General features: G+C 68.7%; 21 protein-coding genes. 8 read left to right on the top strand and 13 right to left on the bottom strand.

Annotation, left to right across the window (positions count from 1 at the left end; genetic code table 11):
• Positions 1-88 precede the first annotated feature (88 nt).
• Positions 89-1,045 carry a bifunctional hydroxymethylpyrimidine kinase/phosphomethylpyrimidine kinase gene (locus tag DELCS14_RS24535; RefSeq protein ID WP_012203499.1) on the top strand — a complete coding sequence of 319 codons (957 nt, stop codon included), beginning with the start codon at positions 89-91 and terminating at the stop codon, positions 1,043-1,045.
• A 78-nt stretch (positions 1,046-1,123) separates the two neighbouring features.
• Positions 1,124-2,422: a glutamate-1-semialdehyde 2,1-aminomutase gene (hemL, locus tag DELCS14_RS24540; RefSeq protein ID WP_013804032.1), complete on the top strand. Its 1,299-nt coding sequence runs from the start codon at positions 1,124-1,126 to the stop codon at positions 2,420-2,422.
• 71 nt (positions 2,423-2,493) lie between these two features.
• Here the strand turns inward: hemL and DELCS14_RS24545 are convergent, their stop codons facing one another.
• From DELCS14_RS24545 to DELCS14_RS24575, 7 genes are all read right to left on the bottom strand, one after another.
• Positions 2,494-2,892: a hypothetical protein gene (locus tag DELCS14_RS24545; RefSeq protein ID WP_013804033.1), complete on the bottom strand. Its 399-nt coding sequence runs from the start codon at positions 2,890-2,892 to the stop codon at positions 2,494-2,496.
• 503 nt (positions 2,893-3,395) lie between these two features.
• Positions 3,396-3,998, bottom strand: a complete 603-nt coding sequence (locus DELCS14_RS24550) for a DNA-3-methyladenine glycosylase I (RefSeq protein ID WP_013804034.1) — start codon at positions 3,996-3,998, stop codon at positions 3,396-3,398.
• 2 nt (positions 3,999-4,000) lie between these two features.
• The gene (locus DELCS14_RS24555; RefSeq protein WP_013804035.1) at positions 4,001-4,513 is read right to left on the bottom strand and encodes a c-type cytochrome; all 513 of its coding nucleotides are present in this window, start codon (positions 4,511-4,513) and stop codon (positions 4,001-4,003) included.
• Positions 4,513-6,111, bottom strand: a complete 1,599-nt coding sequence (gene purH / locus DELCS14_RS24560; protein ID WP_013804036.1) for a bifunctional phosphoribosylaminoimidazolecarboxamide formyltransferase/IMP cyclohydrolase — start codon at positions 6,109-6,111, stop codon at positions 4,513-4,515. Before purH ends, DELCS14_RS24555 begins: the two co-directional genes overlap by 1 nt.
• Before the next feature lie 44 nt (positions 6,112-6,155).
• Positions 6,156-6,389 carry a Fis family transcriptional regulator gene (locus tag DELCS14_RS24565; protein WP_013804037.1) on the bottom strand — a complete coding sequence of 78 codons (234 nt, stop codon included), beginning with the start codon at positions 6,387-6,389 and terminating at the stop codon, positions 6,156-6,158.
• Positions 6,386-7,456: a tRNA dihydrouridine synthase DusB gene (gene dusB, locus DELCS14_RS24570; protein ID WP_013804038.1), complete on the bottom strand. Its 1,071-nt coding sequence runs from the start codon at positions 7,454-7,456 to the stop codon at positions 6,386-6,388. Before dusB ends, DELCS14_RS24565 begins: the two co-directional genes overlap by 4 nt.
• A 143-nt stretch (positions 7,457-7,599) precedes the next feature.
• A complete protein-coding gene (locus DELCS14_RS24575; RefSeq protein ID WP_228676815.1) occupies positions 7,600-8,151 on the bottom strand; it encodes a hypothetical protein in 552 nt (183 codons plus the stop codon).
• Between the two features lie 154 nt (positions 8,152-8,305).
• On the opposite strand from DELCS14_RS24575, the gene DELCS14_RS24580 reads away from it, so the two are divergent.
• Positions 8,306-8,830 (top strand): YqaA family protein, encoded by a 525-nt coding sequence (locus DELCS14_RS24580; protein ID WP_013804040.1) that lies wholly within the window; start codon positions 8,306-8,308, stop codon positions 8,828-8,830.
• Between the two features lie 40 nt (positions 8,831-8,870).
• Here the strand turns inward: DELCS14_RS24580 and DELCS14_RS24585 are convergent, their stop codons facing one another.
• Positions 8,871-9,794, bottom strand: coding sequence for a LysR family transcriptional regulator (locus DELCS14_RS24585; RefSeq protein ID WP_013804041.1), 924 nt, complete (start codon positions 9,792-9,794; stop codon positions 8,871-8,873).
• Between the two features lie 102 nt (positions 9,795-9,896).
• Between DELCS14_RS24585 and DELCS14_RS24590 the strand changes: the two genes are divergently transcribed.
• The 5 genes from DELCS14_RS24590 (at position 9,897) to DELCS14_RS24610 (ending at position 15,390) form a co-directional block, all read left to right on the top strand.
• On the top strand, positions 9,897-10,601 hold the full coding sequence (locus DELCS14_RS24590) for a pirin family protein (RefSeq protein ID WP_012203489.1): 705 nt from the start codon (positions 9,897-9,899) through the stop codon (positions 10,599-10,601).
• Between the two features lie 69 nt (positions 10,602-10,670).
• On the top strand, positions 10,671-11,369 hold the full coding sequence (locus tag DELCS14_RS24595) for an isochorismatase family protein (RefSeq protein WP_013804042.1): 699 nt from the start codon (positions 10,671-10,673) through the stop codon (positions 11,367-11,369).
• Between the two features lie 40 nt (positions 11,370-11,409).
• A complete protein-coding gene (locus tag DELCS14_RS24600; protein ID WP_013804043.1) occupies positions 11,410-11,682 on the top strand; it encodes a XapX domain-containing protein in 273 nt (90 codons plus the stop codon).
• Between the two features lie 124 nt (positions 11,683-11,806).
• Entirely contained in the window at positions 11,807-13,705 is a 1,899-nt protein-coding gene (locus DELCS14_RS24605) for an amidohydrolase (RefSeq protein ID WP_013804044.1), read from the top strand.
• 11 nt (positions 13,706-13,716) lie between these two features.
• The gene (locus tag DELCS14_RS24610) at positions 13,717-15,390 is read left to right on the top strand and encodes an MFS transporter (protein WP_013804045.1); all 1,674 of its coding nucleotides are present in this window, start codon (positions 13,717-13,719) and stop codon (positions 15,388-15,390) included.
• Positions 15,391-15,440: 50 nt separating this feature from the next.
• On the opposite strand, the gene DELCS14_RS24615 is transcribed toward DELCS14_RS24610, so the two are convergent.
• The 5 genes from DELCS14_RS24615 to DELCS14_RS24635 form a co-directional block, all read right to left on the bottom strand.
• A complete protein-coding gene (locus DELCS14_RS24615; RefSeq protein WP_013804046.1) occupies positions 15,441-16,079 on the bottom strand; it encodes a response regulator in 639 nt (212 codons plus the stop codon).
• Positions 16,072-17,172: an ATP-binding protein gene (locus tag DELCS14_RS24620; RefSeq protein ID WP_013804047.1), complete on the bottom strand. Its 1,101-nt coding sequence runs from the start codon at positions 17,170-17,172 to the stop codon at positions 16,072-16,074. The genes DELCS14_RS24615 and DELCS14_RS24620 overlap by 8 nt, the downstream gene beginning before the upstream one ends.
• A gap of 62 nt (positions 17,173-17,234) precedes the next feature.
• Positions 17,235-18,608 carry a TolC family protein gene (locus DELCS14_RS24625; RefSeq protein ID WP_013804048.1) on the bottom strand — a complete coding sequence of 458 codons (1,374 nt, stop codon included), beginning with the start codon at positions 18,606-18,608 and terminating at the stop codon, positions 17,235-17,237.
• Positions 18,609-18,619: 11 nt separating this feature from the next.
• Complete coding sequence (locus DELCS14_RS24630; RefSeq protein ID WP_013804049.1) at positions 18,620-21,793, bottom strand: CusA/CzcA family heavy metal efflux RND transporter; 3,174 nt, start codon at positions 21,791-21,793, stop codon at positions 18,620-18,622.
• On the bottom strand, positions 21,790-23,013 hold the full coding sequence (locus DELCS14_RS24635) for an efflux RND transporter periplasmic adaptor subunit (protein ID WP_013804050.1): 1,224 nt from the start codon (positions 23,011-23,013) through the stop codon (positions 21,790-21,792). Before DELCS14_RS24635 ends, DELCS14_RS24630 begins: the two co-directional genes overlap by 4 nt.
• Positions 23,014-23,440 lie beyond the last annotated feature (427 nt).

Raw genomic sequence — 23,440 nt, forward strand, 5'->3', positions numbered from 1 at the left:
AAGGGCCTTCACATAGAATGCAACGATTGTATCTAGTCATAACCACCCGCCACGGCCTTCGCTGGCGGGGCGCAAACTGGGCTGAGCCATGGCATTGAACCCCTCCAACTCCCCCAGTCCCGACACCGAATTGGTGGACGAAACCGCTCCCGTGTGCGTGCTGGTCTTCAACGCCAGCGACCCCAGCGGAGCAGGTGGCCTGTCGGCCGACATCGCCACCATCGCCTCGGTCGGCGGTCATCCGCTGCCCGTGGTCACGGGTGCCTACGCACGCGATTCGGCCAAGATCTTCGAGCATTTTCCCTTTGACGACGAGGCCGTAGCCGAGCAGGCGCGCGCCGTGCTGGAGGACATACCCGTGTCCGCCATCAAGGTCGGCTTCGTGGGCAGCCCGGGCAACCTGGCGGCGATCGCCGAGATAGCTTCCGACTATCCCGACATCCCCATCGTCTGCTACATGCCGGACCTGTCGTGGTGGGAGGAAGACCCGCTCGACCAGTACATGGACGCGCTCAAGGAGCTTGTGCTGCCGCAAACCTCGGTGTTGGTTGGAAGCCACAGTACGCTGTGCCGCTGGCTGCTGCCCGACTGGAGCAACAGCCGCAGCCCCACGGCGCGCGACATCGCCATGGCGGCCGAGGCCCTGGAAGTGCCCTACGTGCTGGTCACCGGCATCCCCCTGCCCGACCAGTTCGTGGACAACGTGCTGGCCACGGCGCAGTCCGTGCTGGGCAACAGCAAGTACGAGATGTTCGACGCCACGTTCACCGGCTCGGGCGACACCCTGTCGGCCGCGCTGGCGGCCCTGGTGGCCAGCGGCAACGACCTGGGGCTGGCCACGCAGGAGGCGCTGGAGTACCTGGACCGCAGCCTGGACAGCGGCTTTCGCCCCGGCATGGGCCACTTCATCCCGGACCGCATGTTCTGGGCCCAGCCCGAGCCCGAGGACGAAGACGCCGAGGCCGCCGAGCCGCTCACCGAGCTTGACGCCGACACCCAGGCCATCGAAGGCTTCGTGATGCCTCCCCATGACACCAAGCATTGAGGCAGGCCGCCCCTGAGCGGCTGCGCCCTTGGCTTGGCGCCTCTGGCTTGTACCCCGCACATGGCAGACTCCTGCACTATGACCACTGACCTGAATATTCCCCTGTTCGAACGCGCCAAGGCCGTGATCCCCGGCGGCGTGAATTCACCCGTGCGCGCCTTCAACGCCGTGGGCGGCACGCCGCGCTTCGTGCGACGTGCGCAGGGCGCGCATTTCTGGGACGAGAACGCCCAGCAGTTCACCGACTACATCGGCTCCTGGGGTCCGATGATCCTGGGCCACGGCCACCCCGAGGTGATGGCCGCCGTGCAGGCCGCCGCGCTGGAAGGCTTCTCCTTCGGCGCGCCCACGGAACGCGAGGTCGTGCTGGCCGAGAAGATCCTCTCGCTCATGCCCTCCATGGACATGGTGCGCATGGTCAGCTCGGGCACCGAGGCCGGCATGAGCGCGCTGCGCCTGGCGCGCGGCTTCACGGGCCGCAACAAGATCATCAAGTTCAACGGCTGCTACCACGGCCATGCCGACGCCCTGCTGGTCAAGGCCGGCTCGGGCCTGGCGACCTTTGGCGCCTCCTCCTCGGCCGGCGTGCCGCAGGACGTGGTCAAGGACACCGTGGTGCTGGAATACAACGACGTGGGCCAGCTCGAGGAGGCCTTCGCCCAGTTCGGCGACCAGATCGCCTGCGTGATCATGGAGCCCATTGCCGGCAACATGAACTTCGTGCGCGCCAGCGTGCCCTTCACGCGCCGCATCCGCGAACTCACGCGCGAGCATGGCGCGCTGATGGTCTACGACGAGGTGATGACCGGCTTTCGCGTGGCCCTGGGCAGCGCCCAGAGCCTGTACGCCCAGCAGATCGAAGGCTTTGCGCCCGACATCACCGTGCTGGGCAAGGTCATCGGCGGCGGCATGCCCATGGCGGCCTTCGGCGCGCGCCGCGAGATCATGGAAAAGCTCTCGCCCCTGGGCCCGGTCTACCAGGCCGGCACGCTGTCGGGCAACCCCATCGCCACGGCCTGCGGCCTCAAGACGCTGGAGCTGATCAGCGAGCCGGGCTTCCACGACGCCCTGCACGCGAAGACCGGCCGCCTGATGGCCGGCTTCAAGGCCGAAGCCGACGCCGCCGGCGTGCCCTTCAGCGTGGACCACCAGGGCGGCCTGTTCGGCTTCTACCTGCTGCCCGAGCTGCCCAGCACCTGGACCGAGGTCATGAAGACCGATGGCGCACGCTTCAACCGCTTCTTCCACGGCATGCTGGAGCGCGGCCACTACTTTGCGCCCGCCCTGTACGAGGCCGGCTTCGTGAGCGCCGCGCACACGGACGCGGACATCGACAAAACCATCGAAGCCGCGCGCGAAGTGTTCAAGACGCTCTGATATCCGCAGATATCTTCCCTTGCACGCCAACGCCACCAACGCCGTGATCCGGCGCTGGCGTGCAGGTCACATCACTCGTCGTCGCCCTGGTCCACGAACTCCACCAGCTCCGGCAGCATCTCCAGCTGCTGGATGGCATCCTTGAGCCGCAGGCCAAAGCGTGACTGCGGCCGCCCGAAGGCGCCCTGCGCCAGCCGCAGCGCCGCCGTTGCCTTGATCCATTCCACCTCGAAGGCATAGCGGTCCGCGTGCTGCTGGACACTCATGCGATTGATGTGTTCCAGCGCCAGCTCCACGACGCAGTCCACATCGATTTCACTGTCGTCCCTGTCGGGATCGTCGGTCATCAGCTCGATCAACTGCTGCAGCGTGCTCTGCACCAGGCCCAGCGAAGCATGCATGGCCTGCTGCCAGGTGGGAAGAAAAGGTGGTGGGGAATGGGCCGCCTGAGCGGCGATGAGAGGGTGCATGTCTTGGCTCCTACTTGCGCGCACGAACGCGCCAGCCCCAGAAATCTGGGTACAACAGAACCCCACTTTTCGCTGGGGGTCACAAACGCTGTTGAAAAGATGCTTCGACACACCGGGCCTTTCGGCCTCCCGCAAGTGTAGTAGCTGGATGTTTTCAAAACCAGGCCGAGCGCAGCGACGGCCCGCCCCCACTCCCCGTATGTCAGCGCCTGCGTCGGGCCGCCTGCGGGGTTGCAGTCCTGCCGAAGGACAGGACTGCCTCGTCATCTGACTCGCCGTGATTGTTTGAACGGAGCGCGCAGCGCGAAGTGAGTTTCACGGCGAACCCCGCAGGCGGCCCGACGCAGGTTGCCCCGCAGCGAAGCGAAGGGGTCGCGGACATTCGGGTCGTCTTTCTTTTGCCTCCTTTTCTTTGACGAATCAAAGAAAAGGAGGTCGGCCGCCGGGCCGAAACCCGGCCTCGAAAAACAACCACCCGGCAGGGTCAAAAACCAGACCTCAGCTCAAGCACCAAGCAGAAACGCACCCCGCGCCCGCTCCACCTCCCCCCTCACCACACACCCCAAATCATGGTCATTGACCAACCCCATGGCCTGCATGAACGAGTAGACAGTCGTAGGCCCCACGAACTTCCACCCGAGCTTCTTCAACTCCTTGGACAGCGCCCGAGACTCGGCCGTCTCGGACACGGGCCCGCCACCGGTCACGGGTGCAGGCGCATGGCGCCAGAAGAAGGCCGACAACGAGCCTTGCGCCTCCACCATCTCCAGCGCCCGCTTCGCGTTGTTGATCACGGCCTCGATCTTGCCGCGATGCCGCACGATGCCCGCATTGCCCAGCAGCCGCAGCACGTCGTCTTCGGTGAAGCGCGCGACCTGGTGGAAGTCGAAGCCCGCAAAGGCCGCGCGGAAGTTCTCGCGCTTGTTGAGGATGGTCAGCCAGCTCAGGCCGGACTGGAAGCCTTCGAGGCTGAGTTTCTCGAACAGGCGCCGGTCGTCGGTGACGGGAAAGCCCCATTCACGGTCGTGGTAGGCCAGGTAGCCGTCCGTGGCGGCGCACCAGTGGCAGCGCGGCCGGCCGTCAGGGGCGGTGAACAGGCGGGACATGGTCAGGATTTCCCCGGCTCGGGAGAGGGGAGGGACAGCAGCCAGGCCGCCATCTGCAGGGATTGCGCCGTATCGAGGTGCGGGTGGCGCGGCATGATGGCGCGGCCCCATTCGCCGGCCCCGCCCTCGCGGATCTTGCGCGCCAGGTAGTCGGCGGCATCTTCGCGGGCCCGGTAGCGCTCGGCGATCTGCTGGAAGGACGGGCCCACGTAGTGGCGCACCATGCCGTGGCAGCGCAGGCAGTCATTGCCCTCGACCAGGGCCTTGCCGGCAAGCAGCCGGGGGCCTGCATCTGTACCTGCACCTGCATTTGGATCTGCAGCTGCCGTCACGGCAGCCGCCGGCAGGCCCGCAACGGGCGCAACAGCCGGCCCGCGCATGATGCGCCAGCCGATGTTGAAGACACCCAGCGCCACCAGCAGCATGAAGACCACGAGCGCCCAGCCCAGCCAGCGGGGCCGGTGGGGGGCGTCGTCGCCCTCGTCGTCTGCGTCAGGAGGCAGTTGGCCGGCCATCAGTGGCGGAAGTGGCGCACGCCGGTGAAGACCATGGCGACGCCGCGCTCGTTGGCGGCGTCAATGACTTCCTGGTCGCGCATGGAGCCGCCGGGCTGGGCCACGCAGGTGGCGCCTGCGTCAACGACCACGTCCAGGCCGTCGCGGAAGGGGAAGAAGGCATCGCTGGCCACGACCGTGCCCTGCAGGCTCAGCTTGGCGGCCTCGGCCTTGATGGAGGCGATGCGCGCCGAGTCCAGGCGGCTCATCTGGCCTGCGCCCACGCCCATGGTCATGCCGTTCTTGCAGAACACGATGGCATTGCTCTTGACGTACTTGGCGACCTTCCAGGCGAACAGCAGGTCCTGCAGTTCTTCGGGCGTAGGCTGCTTGACGGTGACGACCTTGAGGTCGGCCAGGGCCAGCTCATGGTTGTCGGCGGTCTGCAGCAGCAGGCCCGAGCCGACGCGCTTGGCGTCCATGGCGTTGCGGCCCTGGTCCCAGGCGCGCTCTCCACCGGCAGGCAGGGCGATCTTCATCAGGCGCACATTGACCTTGGGCTTGAAGATTTCCAGCGCCTCGGCCGTGAAGTCGGGAGCCATCAGCACCTCGACGAACTGCTTGACCACGGCCTCGGCCGCTGCCTTGTCCACCGTGCGGTTGAAGGCGATGATGCCGCCGAAGGCGCTGGTGGGGTCGGTCTGGAAGGCCTTGGCATAGGCTTCGTGCGCGTCCTTGCCCACGGCCACGCCGCAGGGGTTGGCGTGCTTGACGATCACGCAGGCGGGCTGCTCGAAGCTCTTGACGCATTCCCAGGCAGCGTCGGCGTCGGCGATGTTGTTGTACGACAGCTCCTTGCCCTGCAGCTGCTCGCCCGTGACCAGGGAGCCGGGAGCCGGATACAGGTCGCGGTACAGGGCGGCCTGCTGGTGGCTGTTTTCGCCGTAGCGCAGGTCCTGCACCTTGGTGAAGTGGCCGTTGCTCTGGCCGGGGAAGGGGCTGCGCTCGGGCACGTAGGCTTCGGAGAGCTTCTCGTCCTCGAACTTCACGCTGGACAGGTAGTCGCTGATGGCGCCGTCGTACTGGGCGATGCGGTTGAAGGCGGCCACGGACAGCGCAAAGCGCAGCTTGTCGGACAGCTTTCCGTTGGCCTTGAGTTCACCCAACACGGCCTCGTACTGGCCGGCGTCGGTGATCACGCCCACGTCGGCCCAGTTCTTGGCGGCAGAGCGCACCATGGCCGGGCCGCCGATGTCGATGTTCTCGATGGCGTCGGCCAGCGTGCAGCCGGCCTTGGCCACGGTAGCCTCGAAGGGGTAGAGGTTCACCACCAGCAGGTCGATGGTGTCGATGCCGTGCTCCTTGAGGGCCGCCATGTGGGCGGGCAGCTCGCGGCGCGCCAGCAGGCCGCCGTGGACCTTGGGGTGCAGGGTCTTGACGCGGCCGTCCAGCATTTCGGGGAACTGGGTGACTTCGGCCACCTCGGTCACGGGCAGGCCGGCCTCGGCCAGCAGCTTGGCGGTGCCGCCGGTGGACAGCAGCTTGATGCCCAGGGCGTGCAGGCCTTGGGCGAATTCGACGATACCGGTCTTGTCAGAGACGGAGAGCAGGGCGTTCATGGGCGTCAGTGCAGGGAGTTTGAAGAAATGGAGATTCGTGCCGCTCAGAGCATGTCGTGCTCGAGCAGCTTCTTGCGCAGCGTGTTGCGGTTCAGGCCCAGCCAGTCGGCAGCGCGGGACTGGTTGTTGTCGGCCTGGGTCATCACCACTTCCAGCAGCGGCTTTTCGACCAGGTGGATCAGCATGTCGTACATGCCGTTGGGCTTTTCGCCGTCGAGATCGCGGAAATACCCCTCCAGGCTTTCACGCACGCATTGTTCGATGTTCTGGTTGCTCATACTGTCATTCCTGCGGGCTCTCCGAATTCGGCGCTTGTGGCGCCGGCATCGATGGCGGCCGGTATCCGGTCCATCTGTGCGCCCAGGGCGTCCAGATAGTCGGCCACGGCCTGCCATTGCACCGCGCAGTCCTCGATGGTGTTGATGTGTTGTCTGAATGCTTCACCGCCCGGCAGGCTGCGCAGGTACCAGGCGATGTGCTTGCGCGCGCTGCGCACGCCGGTGCCCTCGCCGTACAGGCTGTAGTGGTCCTGCAGGTGGTCCAGCAGCAGCCGGCGCAGTTCGGCCACCAGCGGCGGGGCCATGTGCTCGCCCGTGGCCATGAAGTGCGCGATCTCGCGGAAGATCCACGGCCGGCCCTGGGCCGCGCGGCCGATCATCACGGCATCGGCGCCCGTGTAGGCGAGCACGTCGCGCGCCTTCTCGGGGCTGGTGATGTCGCCATTGGCCACCACCGGCACACGCACCGCCGCCTTGACGGCAGCGATGGTGTCGTACTCGGCAAAGCCCTTGTAACCCTGCTCGCGCGTGCGGCCGTGCACGGTGAGCATCTGTATGCCCACCTCCTCGAAGCGGCGGGCCAGCACCACGGCGTTCCTGTGCGCGTCGCACCAGCCGGTGCGCATCTTCAGCGTGACGGGCACGCCGTGCGGGGCGCAGGCCTCTACCACAGCCTGGGCAATCTCCACGGCCAGGGCCTCGTTCTGCATCAGGGCCGAGCCGGCCCATTTGTTGCAGACCTTCTTGGCCGGGCAGCCCATGTTGATGTCGATGATCTGGGCGCCGCGGTCCAGGTTGTAGCGCGCGGCCTCGGCCATCATCTCGGCGTCCGTGCCCGCGATCTGCACCGCGATGGGGCCGGGCTCGCCTTCATGGTTGGCGCGGCGCGAGGTCTTGAGGCTGTTCCACAGGTCCTTGCGCGATGTCACCATCTCGCTGACCGCGTAGCCCGCGCCCAGGGCCTTGCACAGCTGGCGGAACGGCCGATCCGTCACCCCGGCCATGGGGGCGACGAACAGGCGATTGGCCAGGGCATGGGGGCCTATGGACAGGGGTGGGGAGGACATCGGAAAAGCCGGAGAAAACGCGCGCGCCGAGCACAAAACGGGCGGCAACAAAGGACCAAGATTGTACCTGCCCAAATTTTCAGCAGGGCTAAAACCGGGCCGTCAAGACGGCCAAGCAGCGAAAACAAGACAGTGCGCAGTTTTCATGGTGTGGGCACGAAGGTGCGCACCTGGCCCGGAACGGCCTGCAGCCCGTAGGCACCGAGCCGGCCCTGCCACCAGCGGCGGTTGAATTGCACGTCGGGAGAGATCTGGTCGTCGGGCATGGGGCGCAGGCCGACCTTCTGCAGCCCGGCTTTCGGCTGCCCTGCTGTCTGCAGCCCAGCCTCCAGTCCCAGGTCCAGCGCCTCGCCGTCGGCCAGCGGGCCGCGCACCACGGCCATGGCCTTGCGCCCGTCGGTCACCCAGGCGTCCAGCACCAGGGCCGGGCCGGGCTCCGACCCGGCCAGGCTCACGCAGCCTTGCAGACGCGGCTCCAGGCCCAGCGGCTCCAGCTCGCGCTGCAGCTGCTCCAGCCTGTCGCCCACGGCCGGGTCCGGCAGGGTGCAGCCCTTGGCCTGCAGCGCCTTGCCCCAGGCCGAGGGCGGTGCAGCCTGGGCGGGCGGCGCCTGGACAGCGGCCTGTGCCACCACGGTGGTGTCCTTGCCTGGCGATGGCTGCAACGCAGCGCAGCCGGCCAGGCCGGCTGCTGCCATTCCCAATGCCGCGCATCCCGCCCATCCTGCAATCCGCCCTGTCTGCATGACGCCCCCTGTGCTTGTGGTTCTGGAACAGGCCCCACGATAGCTTCAGGCCGACAAGGCGTCAGCCAGCGCAGACCTACACTTGGCAGCACCTATGGAATTCTGGATGCATCAATTGCTGGGCTGGCTGGCGCTGCCGCAGTTCGGCCTCAGCACCGTGTTCATCGTGGCCCTGATTTCGGCCACGCTGCTGCCGCTGGGCTCCGAGCCTGCGGTGGTCGGCCTGCTGCAGCTCAACCCCGATCTGTTCTGGCAGACGGTCTTCGTGGCCACGGCCGGCAATACGCTGGGCGGCGCCATCAGCTGGTGGATGGGCCTGGGTGCGCACAAGGCCTGGCGTGCGGCACGCGAGCGGCGGCGCGCCGGACTGCCCGAGGATCTGCGGGCCAAGCCGCCCCGCGCCCTGTCCCGCCACGAGCGCCGCGCCCGCGTGTGGCTGCGCCGCCTGGGCGCCAAGGCCTGCCTGCTGAGCTGGCTGCCGGTGGTGGGCGATCCGCTGTGCGCCGTGGCAGGCTGGCTGCGCCTGCCGTTCTGGCCCTGCGTGTTCTACATGGCCATCGGCAAGTTCCTGCGCTATGTGGTGATGACGGTGGTGCTGCTGCAGCTGCTGCCGGCCTCCTGGGCCAGCTGAGGCCGAAGCCCTCCCACCGAAGCCCTCCCCTTTTTGCGATCTACGCCTGCGGCTCGCGCGCCCAGGGCGCCAGCGCGAAGTGCGCAGCCAGGAAATCGATCAGCGCCTGCACGCGCGCCGGCCGGGCACGCCCCGGCGGCGTGACGATGTGCAGGGCGATGGAGGGAACCTGCCAATCGTCCATGCAGGTCTGCAACACGCCGGACTGCAGGTCTTCCCAAGCCAGAAATTCGGGCTGCAGGGCCAGGCCCAGCCCGGCGCGCAGGGCCGGCGCCAGGCCCTCGGCATTGTTCACGCGCATGGCCGTGGGCACGACCTGGGCGAACTCGCCGCGGCGCGCATGCACGAAGCGCCAGGCCTCGCCCAGGCGGCTGTGCACATAGCGCAGCGCCCGGTGCTGCGCCAGCTCGCGCGGATGGGTGGGGCGGCCGTGGCGCTCGAAGTATTCGGGTGATCCCACCAGCAGCAGGCGCACCGTGCACAGGCGCCGTGCTAGCAGGCTGGAGTCGGGCAGCGAGGAGATGCGCAGCGCGATGTCGAAGCCCTGGGCCACGACGTCGATCAGCTCGTCGCTGAAGTGCAGGTCCAGCGTGACTTCCGGGTGCTCGGCCATGAAGGCGGGCACGGCCGGCGCGAGGTGCGAGATGCCGAACGACATGGGCGCCGCAATGCGGATGGGGCCGCGCAGGCTTTTGGACTGTTCGCTGATCTCGGCCTCCACGGCCTCGCCCTCGGCCAGGATGCGCGCGGCGCGCTCCAGCGAGGCCTGGCCGCTGGCCGTCAGCGACATGCGCCGCGAGGTGCGGTGGAACAGGCTGGTCTTGAGCCGCGTCTCCAGCCGCGTGATGGCCTTGGAGATGGTGGGCTGGGAGACGCCCAGGTCGGCGGCGGCCTTGGCGAAGGAGCCCGTTTCGGCCACCTTGGCGAAGACGGCCCAGGCTTCGAGGTCAGGAAGTCTTGGCATGAAAGTTTTGGAATAGATGTCTTTGCATATTTTCTATTCTCTTCTTGATCGGCAAAACATAAAGTTCATCCATCGCAACACACAACGCAGCAGGAGAACACCATGATCGAACGCCGTCCCTTCCAAGCCCTTGGCGGTGCCAACCACGGCTGGCTCGATGCCAAGCATCACTTTTCCTTCGCCGGCTACCACGATCCGGCCCGCATGGGCTGGGGCGCGCTGCGGGTGTGGAACGACGACACCATCGCCGCCGGCACGGGCTTCCCGCCCCATGCCCACGCCAACATGGAAATCATCACCTACGTCCGTGAAGGCGCCATCACCCACCAGGACAGCCTGGGCAACAAGGGCCGCACCGAAGCGGGCGATGTGCAGGTGATGAGCGCGGGCACCGGCATCCGCCACTCGGAATACAACCAGGAAAAGGACACGACGCGGATCTTCCAGATCTGGATCATGCCCGACGAGCGCGGCCAGCAGCCCCCGTCCTGGGGTGCCAAGCCCTTCCCCAAGGGCGAGCGCTCGGGCAGCTTCGTGGCCCTGGCCAGCGGCCTGCCCGGCGACGAGGACGCCCTGCCCATCCGCACCGCCGCCCGGGTGCTGGGCGCCACGCTGAAGGCCGGCGAGAGCACGGAGTACCGCATCGGCCGCGACCGCCTGGGCTACCTGGTGCCGGCCAGCGGCTCGGTGCAGATCGACGGCGTGACGCTGCAGGAGCGCGACGGCGCCGCCATCAGCGATGTGGACAGCTTCCGCGTGACGGCCCTGGCCGACACCGAGCTGGTGCTCGTCGACACGGCACGCTGAAGCGCCCTGCCCGCCTCTTCCCAAGAAAACATTTCCCGTACCCCGTCCAACCCCTCACAGGAGATCACCATGACCGACCGCAAGTACCTCGAAGTCCTGACCCCCGCCAACAGCCAGATCATCTTCATCGACCAGCAGCCCCAGATGGCCTTCGGCGTGCAGTCCATCGACCGCCAGGTGCTCAAGAACAACGTGGTGGGCCTGGCCAAGGCGGCCAAGGCCTTCGGCATCCCCGCCACCATCACCACGGTGGAGACGGGCAGCTTCTCCGGCCACACCTATCCCGAACTGCTGGCCGTGTTCCCCGAGCACCAACTGCTGGAGCGCAGCTCCATGAATTCCTGGGACGACCAGAACGTGCGGGACGCACTGGCCAGGAACGCCGCCCAGGGCCGCAAGAAGATCGTGGTCTCCGGCCTGTGGACCGAGGTGTGCAACACCACCTTCGCCCTGTCGGCCCTGCATGACACGGACTACGAGATCTACATGGTGGCCGACGCCTCGGGCGGCACGTCGCTGGACGCGCACAACTACGCCATGGACCGCATGGTGCAGGCCGGCGTGGTGCCCGTGACCTGGCAGCAGGTGCTGCTGGAATGGCAGCGCGACTGGGCCCGCCGCGAGACCTACGACGCGGTGATGGACATCGTGCGCGAGCATTCCGGCGCCTACGGCATGGGCGTGGACTATGCCTACACCATGGTGCACAAGGCGGCCGAGCGCGTGCAGCATGGCGAGACCATGGGCCCGAACCCCGCCAAGGTCTGAGCGTCAGCGCCGCCGCCGGCCCCGTCCACGGAGTGACACCATGAAGCTCTACGCACTTTCCCTTGGGGCCGGCCTGCTGGTCGGTGTGGTCTACAGCCTGCTGCAGGTGCGCTCGCCCGCACCGCCGCTGGTGGCCCTGGTCGGCCTGCTGGGCATCCTGGCCGGCGAGCAGATCGTGCCCGTGGGCCGGCATCTGCTGCAGGGCATGGACCTGCGCAGCGCCTGCAGCAAGACGCAGGCCACCGAGCATGTGCTGGGCGAGTTGCCCGGCCGCAAGAACGCCGATGCCGATGCCGATCGGCACCACGGCTGACCCCTCCCCCTCTCTCCAAGAAAACTGCACCATGACCACGCGCAGAAAAGTCCTGGGCTCCGCTGCCACCCTTGCCATGGGTGGACTGCTGGGTTGCACCACCAACGCTCGCCAAGGAGCCTCCATGTCCGATTCCACGCCGGAAGTCATCTTCCACAACGGCCGCTTCACCACGCTGAACAAGGCCCAGCCCACCGCCACCGCCGTGGCCGTGAAGGACGGCCGGTTCATCGCCGTGGGCTCGGACGCCGAGGTGCTGGCCCTGGCCGGCAGCGGCACGCGCCGCATCGATCTGCAGCGCCGCAGCGTGCTGCCCGGCCTGTTCGACAACCACACGCACGTGATCCGCGGCGGCCTGAATTTCAACCTGGAGCTGCGCTGGGACGGCGTGCGCTCGCTGGCCGACGCGCTGGACATGCTCAAGCGCCAGGTGGCCATCACGCCTGCGCCGCAGTGGGTGCGCGTGGTCGGGGGGTTCACCGAGCACCAGTTCGTGGAAAAGCGCCTGCCCACCATCGACGAGATCAACGCCATCGCGCCCGATACGCCGGTCTTCCTGCTGCACCTGTATGACCGCGCCCTGCTCAACGCGGCCGCCCTGCGCGCCGTGGGCTACACCCGCGACACGCCCCAGCCTGCAGGCGGCGAGATCACGCGCGATGCCAACGGCAACCCCACGGGTCTGCTGCTGGCCAAGCCCAACGCCACCATCCTCTACAGCACGCTGGCCAAGGGCCCCAAGCTGCCTCTGGACTACCAGGTCAATTCCACGCGCCACTTCATGCGCGAACTCAACCGCCTGGGCGTGACCGGCGTCATCGATGCGGGCGGGGGCTTTCAGAACTACCCCGACGACTACGACGTGATCCAGAAGCTCAGCGACGCCAACCAGATCACCGTGCGCCTGGCCTACAACCTGTTCACGCAAAAGCCCAAGGAGGAGAAGGCCGACTTCCTCAACTGGACGCAAAGCGTGAAGTACAAGCAGGGCAACGACTATTTCCGCCACAACGGCGCGGGCGAGATGCTGGTGTACTCGGCCGCCGACTTCGAGGACTTCCGCCAGCCGCGCCCCGACATGCCGCCCAGCATGGAGGGCGACCTGGAGGAAGTGGTGCGCGTGCTGGTGCAGAACCAATGGCCGTGGCGCCTGCACGCCACCTATGACGAGACCATCTCGCGCGCGCTCGATGTGTTCGAGAAGGTGCACCGCGACACGCCCATCGACGGCCTGAACTGGTTCTTCGACCATGCCGAGACCATTTCGGACAAGTCCATCGACCGCATTGCGGCGCTGGGCGGCGGCGTGGCCGTGCAGCACCGCATGGCCTACCAGGGCGAATATTTCACCGAACGCTACGGCGCACGCGCCACCGAGGCCACGCCGCCCGTCAAGAAGATCCTGGAGCGCGGCGTGAAGACCTCGGCCGGCACGGACGCCACGCGCGTGGCCTCCTACAACCCCTGGGTGTCGCTGTCGTGGATGGTGACGGGCAAGACCGTGGGCGGCCTGCAGATGTACCCCCAGCGCAACCTGCTGGACCGCGAGACCGCGCTGCGCATGTGGACCGAGAACGTGGCCTGGTTCTCCAACGAGGAAGGCCTGCGCGGCCGCATTCAGGTGGGCCAGCTGGCCGACATGATCGTGCCCAGCAAGGACTACTTCGCCGTGCCCGAGGACGAGATCTCCTTCCTCACCTCCGACCTCACCGTGGTGGGCGGCCGCGTGGTCTATGGCGCAGGCCCCTTCCAGCAGCATGACGACAACCCGCTGCCGCCGGCCATGCCCGACTGGTCGCCCGTGCGGCGCTTTGGCGGCTACGGCGCCTGGGGCGAGCCCGAGGGCGCGGGCAGGAACTCGCTCAACCCCGTGCGCTACCGCAGCCTGGCGGCGGCCTGCGGCTGCGGCACCAGCTGCGGCATGCACGGCCACAGCCATGCCGACGCATGGGCATCGAACGTGCCGACCTCGGACCCCCGAAGCTTCTTCGGCGCGCTGGGCTGCTCCTGCTGGATGGCCTGAGGAGCAAGGCCATGTCCATCGATTCCAAGCCGTCTGCCCCAGCTGTTGCCGGCAGTTCCTCCGGCAGCTTCGCGCCGCTGCGCCAGCCCGTGTTCGCGGTGCTGTGGGCGGCCACGGTGCTGGGCAACATCGGCAGCTTCATGCGCGATGTGGCCAGCTCCTGGATGGTGACCGAGCTGTCGGCCAGCCCGGCCGCCGTGGCGCTGATCCAGACGGCGGCCACGCTGCCCATCTTCCTGCTGGCGATTCCGGCCGGTGTGCTGTCGGACATCCTGGACCGCCGCCGTTTCCTGATCGGCATCCAGATCCTGCTGGCTGCCGTCAGCGCCAGCCTGCTGCTGCTGGCCCGCACCAACACGCTGACCGTGGAGTACCTGGTGGCGCTGACCTTCGTGGGCGGCATAGGCGCGGCGCTGATGGGGCCGACCTGGCAGTCCATCGTGCCCGAGCTGGTGCCGCGCAGCGACCTCAAGAACGCGGTGGCGCTGAACTCGCTGGGCATCAACATCGCACGCGCCCTCGGCCCTGCGGCCGGCGGCCTGCTGCTGGCCAGCTTCGGCGCGGCGGCGGCCTATGGCGCGGACGTGGCCAGCTACGTGTTCGTGATCGCCGCGCTGGTCTGGTGGAAGCGCCCCAAGGCCGAGGCCTCGGCCCTGAACGAGCAGTTCTTCGGCGCATTCCGCGCAGGCCTGCGCTATGCCCGCTCCAGCCGCGAGCTGCATGTGGTGCTGCTGCGCGCCGCCGTGTTCTTCCTCTTCGCCAGCTCGGTCTGGGCCCTGCTGCCGCTGGTGGCGCGGCGCATGCTGGGCGGCTCGGCAGGCTTTTACGGCGTGATGCTGGGCGCCGTGGGCGCAGGCGCCATCCTGGGCGCGCTGCTGCTGCCGCGCCTGCGCAAAAGGCTGGATGCCGATGGCCTGGTGCTGCTGTCCTCCGTGCTCAGCGCCGCCGTGATGGCCGCGCTGTCCGCCGCGCCGCCGCAATGGGCCGCCGTGCTGCTGATGCTGGTGCTGGGCCTGGGCTGGATCATTGCGCTGACCACGCTCAACGGCGTGGCCCAGGCGGTGCTGCCCAACTGGGTGCGCGGCCGCGGGCTGGCCATCTACCTGATGGTGTTCAACGGCGCCATGGCGGGCGGCAGCCTGGCCTGGGGGCTGTTCGCGCAGGGCGTGGGCATTCCCACGGCGCTGCTGATCGGCGCGGCGGGCCTGGTGGCCATCTCGCTGGTGTTCCACCGCATCAAGCTGCCCACGGGCGAGGCGGACCTGCAGGCCTCCAACCACTGGCCCGAGCCGCTGCTGGCCGAACCCGTGGCCCATGACCGTGGCCCGGTGATGATCCAGGTGGAGTACCAGGTGCGCCGCGACGACCTGCCGGCCTTCATCGAGGCCATGCAGCATGTCGCACGCGAGCGGCGGCGCGACGGCGCCTATGCCTGGGGCATTGCCGAGCACACGGGCGAGCCGGGCCGGGTGATCGAGTGGTTCCTGGTGGAGTCCTGGGCCGAGCATCTGCGCCAGCACCAGCGCGTGTCCAGGGCCGATGCCGATCTGCAGGCCCAGGCGCTGCGTTTTCATATCGGCCCCGGGCGGCCCGTGGTCCACCACTTCCTGGCGCTGGATGCCGCCAGTGCCGCTAGTGCCGCAAGCGGGCCTGCGCAGGCACCGGCGCACGGCCACGCCCACTGAAGCGTTGCGGCAGGCCTGCCCCTGGCCTGCGCCCGGCCTGCCCGGACACCTCAGCGGATATCCAGCCGCTCCAGCGCACGCACCAGGTCGGCCAGCGTGCGCACCTGCATCTTGCGCATGGCCTGGCCACGCCGCACCTTCACCGTGATCTCGCTCACGCCCAGGTCTGCCGCGATCTGCTTGTTCAGCAGGCCGCGCACCACGCCCACGACCACCTCCTGCTCGCCCGGCGACAGCGACTGCCAGCAGGCGCGCAGCGCCTGTTCGCCGGCCTCCAGCGCGCGGCGCTGGCGGTCCAGGGCAATGCCCTGCTGTATGGCGTCCAGCAGGTCCTGGTCGCGGAAGGGCTTGGTCAGGAACTCGATGGCGCCGGTCTTCATGGCCTCCACGCTCATGGGAATGTCGCCATGGCCGGTGATGAAGATGGTGGGCAGCTTCAGGCCCATCTCCAGCATCTGGCGCCGGAAGTCCATGCCGCTTTGGCCCGGCATGCGGATGTCCAGCACCAGGCATGCAGGCCCCGCGGGCGGCTGCCGCTGCCAGTGGTCCAGAAACTCGCGCGTGGCGCCGAAGGCGCGCACGCACAGGCCCACCGAGGCCAGCAGGTCCTCGATGGCGGCACGCACCGAGGCGTCGTCATCGACGATGTAGACAAGTGCCTCGGCTTCGGCCGTGGAAGGTTCAGCCATGGCGCAATCCCGTGGAAGACCTGTCGCCCGTGGCCGGGGCGCAGGCAATGGTGATGTGAAAGACCGTGCCGCCGCGCATGTCCTCGCGGTCCGTGGCCCAGATGCGGCCGCCGTTGGCCTCGGCCATGTGGCGGCAGATGTTCAGGCCCAGGCCCATGCCGTCGGGCTTGGTGGTCCAGAAGGCATCGAACAGGTGGGTGCGGGCCAGCGGCGACAGGCCTTCGCCCGCATCGGCCACGGTCAGTACCAGTTGCTGGCCCAGGGCCTGGGTGGTGACGGTGATGCGCCGCTGCGCGGCCGGCGTGCCCTGCATGGCATCCATGGCATTGATCAGCAGGTTGGCCAGCACCTGCTGGATGTGCACGCGGTCGGCCCAGGCCGGCTGCAGCGCGGGCGCCAGTTGCAGGTCCAGGGCCACGCCGCGCCGGTCCAGCTCGGCGTCCGACAGGCGCGCCATCTCGCGCACGGCGTCGTTGAGGTCGAAGGACTGGCGGCTGGGCGCCTCGCCGCGCGCCATGCTGCGGATGCGGGCAATGACATCGCTGGCGCGCTGCGCATCGCCCAGGATGCGCTCCAGCGCCTGGCCGGCCTTGGCCAGATTGGGCGGCTCCTGGGCCAGCCAGCGCTGGCAGGCATTGCCGCTGGTGACGATGGCCGCCAGCGGCTGGTTGACCTCATGGGCGATGGAGGCCGTCAACTGCCCCAGGCTGGTGGTCTGGGTGATGCGCATCAGCTGGGTGCGCGCCTCATGGGCCGCGTTCTGGGCCGCCACCATCTTCAGGCCCAGATAGGCCGTGATGGCAATGGCCAGGATGCTGATCACCATGTTGATCAGTCCGGTGCGATAGGCACCGGCAGGCGTGAGCGCAAAGCTGGCCAGGGTCAGCACGATGCACAGCGCCGTGAGGCCGATGACCACGCGCGGGCTGAACCAGCGCACTGCCACCAGGATGATGGCGGTATGGAACACGGCGGCCGCCACGGCGTAGTCGGTCAGCGTGTCCAGCGCGAAGATCGCGGCCATGGCGACGCCCATGGCCGCCAGGATCAGGGCCCGAGGCCAATGGGGAAAGCGGCGCAGAGCGGTGGTCATGACGTGCAGGGCTGCGATGAGGGCGTGTCGATTGTGTCGCAAGATGCCCTGCCCTCCCGCGATCAGAGGGCGGGGCGCCGGCCCACGCTCAGTTGGAGCTCCACGGTGGCCTTGGCCAGCTCGGTCTCTGCCTCCAGCGATCCCAGGTAGGCCTCGTCGGCCGAGCGCTGGGCGGACAGCAGCTCCAGCAGCGAAGCCTCGCCATGCCGGTAGGACAGGCGCATGCCCTCGAGCACGCGCTGCGCGTCGCGCAGCACGCCGTCGCGGTAGCGCTGCACGTTCTCGCGCGCGGCGGTCAGGCGAAAGCGCGCGCCGCGCACATCGGCCTCGGCCCGGTTCTGGGCCTGCTGCAGGGCCAGCATGGCCTGGGTCACGGCCGCCTCGGCCTGCACCAGATCGCCCCGGTCCAGGCGCGACAGCGGCAGCGGCACGCTGACCGAGACCGACAGCGTGCGCGAGCGCCCGCCGCCATCGAAGGGATTGCCCTGGGCATCGGTGCCGGCCGCCGTGGACGGCACGGCGGCCATGCCCACCGCCAGCGTGGGATTGACCCAGCGGTTGGCCTGGGCCAGGCCCGCGTTGTCGCGTGCATGCTCCAGCGCCGCCTGGGCGATGCGCACCTCGGCGCGCGACTGCAGCGCCTGGGCGACCAGGGCGTCGGCATCCTCCAGCCCCGAGTCTTCGGCCAATTCCATGAAGCCGCATTGCAGCGTGTCGCTGGCAAAGACTTCGGACAGGCGGCGCCCCAGCGGGACGGACAGCGCCAGCCGCGCGGTCTGCGCCTCTGCGCGCGCCTGCACCACCTCGGCCTGGAAGCGGTCGCGCTCCACGCGCGACTGCAGCCATTCCACGCCGCCGATGTCGCCGGCCTTGCGCCGCAGCTCGTTGGCCTGCACCACGTCGCCCAGTGCCTTCAGCGTCTGCTGCTTGCGCTCCAGCGCCAGCGAGTCGCGGCAGGCCTGGGTGTAGTCCTGGGCGGCATCGGAGAACAGCTGGCTGCGCACGCCTTCAAGGCCGGCCTCGGACAGGCGCACCTGGCTGCGTGCGGACTGGATGCGCGCGGCGCGCTTGCCGCCCGTCTCCAGCTCCATGCTGATCTCGTAGTTGCGCGTGGTGGGCCGGGGCTGGCCGGTGCGCACCTGCTCGCGCGAGGCGCCCAGCGTGAGGTTGGGGTCGGGGCGAATGCCGGCGATGCCGATGCCGGCACGCGCGGATTCCACGCCCTGCTCCTCCGAGCGCAGCAGGGGGCTGTGCTGCTCCACGGCGTTGAGGTAGTCGGAAAAGCGCAGGCCGGCAGGTGCTGCCGTTGCAGTTGCAGTTGCAGTTCCTGTGGCTGCAACAGCCACGGCGGACGGCGCCGTCTGCGCCTGGGCTGCGGCGCCAAGGCACAGCAGCAGGGCCAGGGCCTGCCTGGGGAAGAAAGGGGTCGTTTGCATGGCGACTCGCATCAATGGGGTTGGCTCGTTGCGGTGTGCCGGCGGCCCTCGTCCTCGGCGGCATCCGGTTCGCCGCTCTCACCGCGTTCAGCGGCGCGGCGCTGGCGGCGCTCGGCCGCGCGGGCGGCACGGGCCTCGATCACGTAGTAGAGGTTGGGCAGCAGCAGCAGGGTCAGCAAGGTGGCGCTGAACAGGCCGCAGACCACGACCGTGGCCAGGGGCCGCTGCACGTCGCTGCCCAGGCCCGTGGCCAGCATGGCCGGCGTGAGGCCGAAGGCGGCGACGGTGGCCGTCATCAGCACAGGGCGCATGCGGCTGGAGGCGCCTTCGAGCACGGCTTCGCGCAGGCCCAGGCCGTCCTCGCGGCGCAGCCGGTTGATCTGCGAGACCATGAGCACGCCCGAGAGCACCGCCACGCCGAACAGCGCGATGAAGCCCACGGCGCTGGAGACGTTGAGCGTCATGCCGCGCAGGTGCAGGCCCGCAAAGCCGCCGATCATGGCCAGCGGCACCACGCCCAGCACCAGCAGCGGCTGGCGCAGGTTGCCGAACTCGCCGAACAGCAGCACCAGCATGATGCCCAGCGTCAGCGGCAGGATCATGAGCAGCCGCGCCTCGGCACGCTGCAGGTTCTCGAACTGGCCGCCCCACTCGATGTGCAGCTTCTGGCGGTCGTAGTCCAGGTGCTGGTCGATGGCGGTGTGCGCATCCTTGAGGAAGCCCGCCAGGTCGCGGCCGCGCACATTGAGCTTGACGAGGATGTGGCGCTCGCCGCCCTCGCGCACGATGACGCTCTGGCCCACGGTGGTGGTGATGCGCGCCACGTCGGCCAGCGGCACCTGGGCGCCATTGGCCGCCGACAGGCGCAGCGCGCCGATGGCCTCGGGGCTGCTGCGCGTGTCGGGCGTGAAGCGCACGGCCATGTCGTAGCTGCGCTCGCCCACGTAGAGCTGGCCGATGGAGGCCCCGCCCACGCCGGTGGAGATGAGCTGCGCCACCTCGGAGGCATTGATGCCATAGCGCGCGGCCGCCGCGCGGTCCAGCGCAATGCGCAGGTTGGGCAGCGGCGGCTCCACGTCCACGGCCACGTCGGCCGCGCCGGGCACTTTCTCCAGCACGGCCACCAGGGCATCGGCCACGCGCCGGTCTTCGGCCAGATCCTGGCCGAAGACCTTTACCGTGAGGTCGCTGTGCGCGCCGGACAGCTTGTCCTGCACGCCGTCGATCATGGGCTGCATGAAGCCCACGGAATAACCGGGCAGCTGGTCGAAGCGCGCGGCCATCTTCGCGATCAGCTGCTGCTTGGTCAGGCCCGACTTCCATTCGCCATAGGGATGCAGGCCCACGCTGGCCTCGATGTGCGAGGGCGTCCAGTAGTCGGTGCCGTCATCGTTGCGCCCGGTCTGGGTGACGATGTAGGAGACCTCGGGGAACTCCAGCGCGGCGCTGCGCAGCGCGTCGGCCATGTCGCGCGCCTTGTCCAGCGTGATGCCGGGCGGCATCTGCACCTGCAGCCAGATGGAGCCTTCGTCCAGGTACGGCAGGAAGTCGCGGCCCATGGTGCCCGCCAGCACGCCCAGCGCCAGCAGCGAGGCCGCCACCGCCCCCGCCAGCCAGCGCACGCGGCCCACGGCCACGCCCAGGAAGCGGTCATAGCCCACGCCCAGCCGGTGCAGCACGGGGTTGTGGAAGATCTTGCGCGGCCTGCGGAAGGCCAGCCAGGCCAGGGCCGGCGTGAGCAGCAGGGCCACGGCCAGCGCCCCGACCAGGGCCGCGCCCACGGCGCTGGCCATGGGCGAGAACAGCTTGTACTCGATGCGCTCGAAGGCGAACAGCGGCAGGTAGGCGGCCGCGATCACGCACATGCCGAAGAAGATGGGCCGCGCCACCTGCAGCGTGGCCGTGATGGCGTCCCTGGGCGTGAGCGGTCGGTTCTGGTCGGCCTCGCAGCGCCGCAGGATGTTCTCGACCACGACCACGGCGCCGTCCACCAGGATGCCGAAGTCGATGGCGCCCAGCGACAGCAGGTTGGCCGGAATCTTCGCGTGGTGCATGAAGATGAAGGCCAGCAGCAGCGCCATGGGAATGGTCAGCGCCACGATCAGCGCCGCGCGCGGGCTGCCCAGGAAGACCAGCAGCACCAAGGCGACGACGATCAGGCCTTCGGCCAGGGTCTTGCCCACGGTGTGGGTGGTGCGCTCGATCAGCGTGGTGCGGTCCAGGTAGGGCACCACCTTCACGTCGGGCGGCAGCAGCTTGCCGTTGAGCTCCTCCACGGCGGCGTGGATGCCCTCCAGCGCCTGCGAGGGGTTGGAGCCCTTGAGCAGCAGCACGATGCCCTGCAGGGTGTCGGAGTTGCCGTCCTTGCCCAGGATGCCGCGCCGCTCCACGTTGCCGTAGGTCAGCCGCCCCAGGTCCTTGACCAGCACGGGCGTGCCGCTGTCCGTGGTCTTGACGACCACGTTGCCCATGTCGTCCAGCGAGCCCAGCAGGCCCACGCCGCGCACCACATAGGAGACATCGCCCCGGTCGATGACGCTGCCGCCGCCGCTGGCGTTGTTGGCATTGATGGCCTCGATCACCTGCGACAGCGCCAGTCCGTACTGCAGCAGCCGCGCCGGGTCCAGCTCCAGCATGAACTGCGTGGTCAGGCCGCCGAAGTTGGTCACGTCCACCACGGACTGCGCCTTCTTCAGGCGCGGGATCACCACCCACTGCTGCAGCTCGGACAGCTCGCGCAGGCTGCGCACGGGGCTTTCCAGCGTGTAGCGGTAGACCTCGCCCGTGGGCGAGCTGTAGGGGTCCAGCCCGGCGCGGGCACCATAGGGCAGCGTGACCTCGTCGATGCGCTCCTTCAGGCGCTGGCGCGCCCAGTAGCCGTCCACGCCGTCCTCGAAGACCACGGTAATCAGCGACAGCGCGAACAGGCTGCGCGAGCGCAGCACGTGCATGCCGGGCGTGGCCAGCAGCGCGCGCTCCAGCGGGATGGTGATCTGCTGCTCTATCTCCTCGGCCGCAAGGCCTGGCACCTGGGTGACGATCTGCGAGGTCACGTCGGCAATGTCGGGGTAGGCCTCCAGCGGCAGCTGCTTCCAGCTGAACACGCCATACAGGGCCGCGAAGCAAAAGACCAGCCAGACCACGCCGCGGCGCGAAAAGCCGATGTTGACGATGCGCTCGATCATTGCAGCAGCACTCCCCCGTTGACCACCACGCGCTCGCCGGCCGCCAGGCCCGAGAGGATCTCGGCCTGGCCGTCCTGCTGCGCGCCGACCTGCACGTCGCGCGGCTCGAAGCGCCAGCCGCCCTTGTCCACGAAGACGCGCGTGCTGACCTGGCCCTGCAGCAGGGCCGCGGCCGGCACCATCACGGCCTGGCGCGCCGGGGCGTCGAAGCCCACGCGCGCAAACATGCCGGGGCGCAGCCGCCCTTCGGGGTTGTCCACGGCCACGCGCACCTTGACGCTGCGCGTGGCGGTGTCCACCAGCTCGCCCACGTACTGCACGCGGCCCTGCAGCTGCAGGTCGGGATAGGCGGCCAGCGCGATGTGGGCCTGCTGGCCCACGTCCACATGGGCCAGGTCGCGCTCGCTGACGCTGGCGCTGAGCCAGACCTTGCGCAGGTCGGCCACGGTCATGACGGAGGCATTCACATCGTTCCAGTAGCCGCCCTGCGAGCCCGCCATCTCGACCACGCGGCCGCTGATGGGCGACTTGACCACGTAGCTGCCGCGCGAGCCTTCCTGCACGGCCGCACCCAGCTGGGACAGGTGGTCGGAGGCGGCGCGCGCGTCGGCCCCCGCGGCGGCCAGCGACTGCTGCGCGGCCTCGTAGTCCTTGCGCGCGGCGATCTCGGCATCGAACAGCAGCTTCTGGCGGTCGAATTCCTGGCGCGCGTGCAGCAGCGCGGCCTGGGACTTGGCGTGCTCGGCACGCACGCTGGAGATCTCAGAGGAGTCCATGGTGATCAGCGCATCGCCGGCCTTCACCGCATCGCCCAGCTGGTGGTGCAGGCGCACCAGGCGGCCCGCCACGGGCGGCGTGATGCGGACCAGCTTTTCAGGCTCGGCCTCGATGGTGGCGGGGGCCGACAGGCGGGTCTGCAGCGGCTGCAGGGCGATCTCGGCCACCTGCAGGCGCTGGCGCAGCGGCGAGCCTTCGGGCACTACGATGAGGTTGCCTTCGCGGCGCACGGGAGCCGGCTGCGGGGCGGCGGTGGCGGGGGTTGCTACTGCAGCCTGGGTTTCGGCCGGGCCGTTGCAGGCGGCCATGGCCACGCTGATCAGCAGCCCGCCCACAGGCCATGCAGCCGCCAGCAAGGGATGGCGCTGGTGCAGGTCATGGGGTCGGCCATGTGGTTGGCCATGGGGTCGGCCTGGTCGTTCAGAAGCGAGAAAGCGGGTCATCCTGAGGTCTCCGGGTGCCACGGACCCGCGCAGACCTCTCGCCCCTTCAGGCGATCACAGGCCTCCGCCCAGGTCCGGGCAGATCAAGAAATGGAAGAAGGGAAAGACGGAAAGGGACGGCGCGGCAGCGCCTGGCAGGATCGGGATCGGAATCAGGATCGGGGTCCATGGGGTACTCCTTTGCGTGTGGGTGGCGCAGTCCCCGTGCAGGCCGGGAGCCCTGTTTGCTGCAGTGCAATATGTGCCCGGAATTATCAAAGGCGAAAGTGCCTGCGGCCAGCCTTTGTTGGGAAGGCTGGCCTGTTCATTGGTGGATGCGGGATATACCTTCGTATAGAAGATGGCCGGCACAAGGCCCGATCGGCCCGGCCCCCTCGGCCCGGCCCGAAAAGCAAAAAGCCGCCAGCGCGGAGCGGGCGGCTTGCGG

Origin of the sequence: Delftia sp. Cs1-4, from assembly GCF_000214395.1 — a bacterium.
In the GTDB taxonomy this organism is placed as follows: domain Bacteria; phylum Pseudomonadota; class Gammaproteobacteria; order Burkholderiales; family Burkholderiaceae_C; genus Comamonas; species Comamonas acidovorans.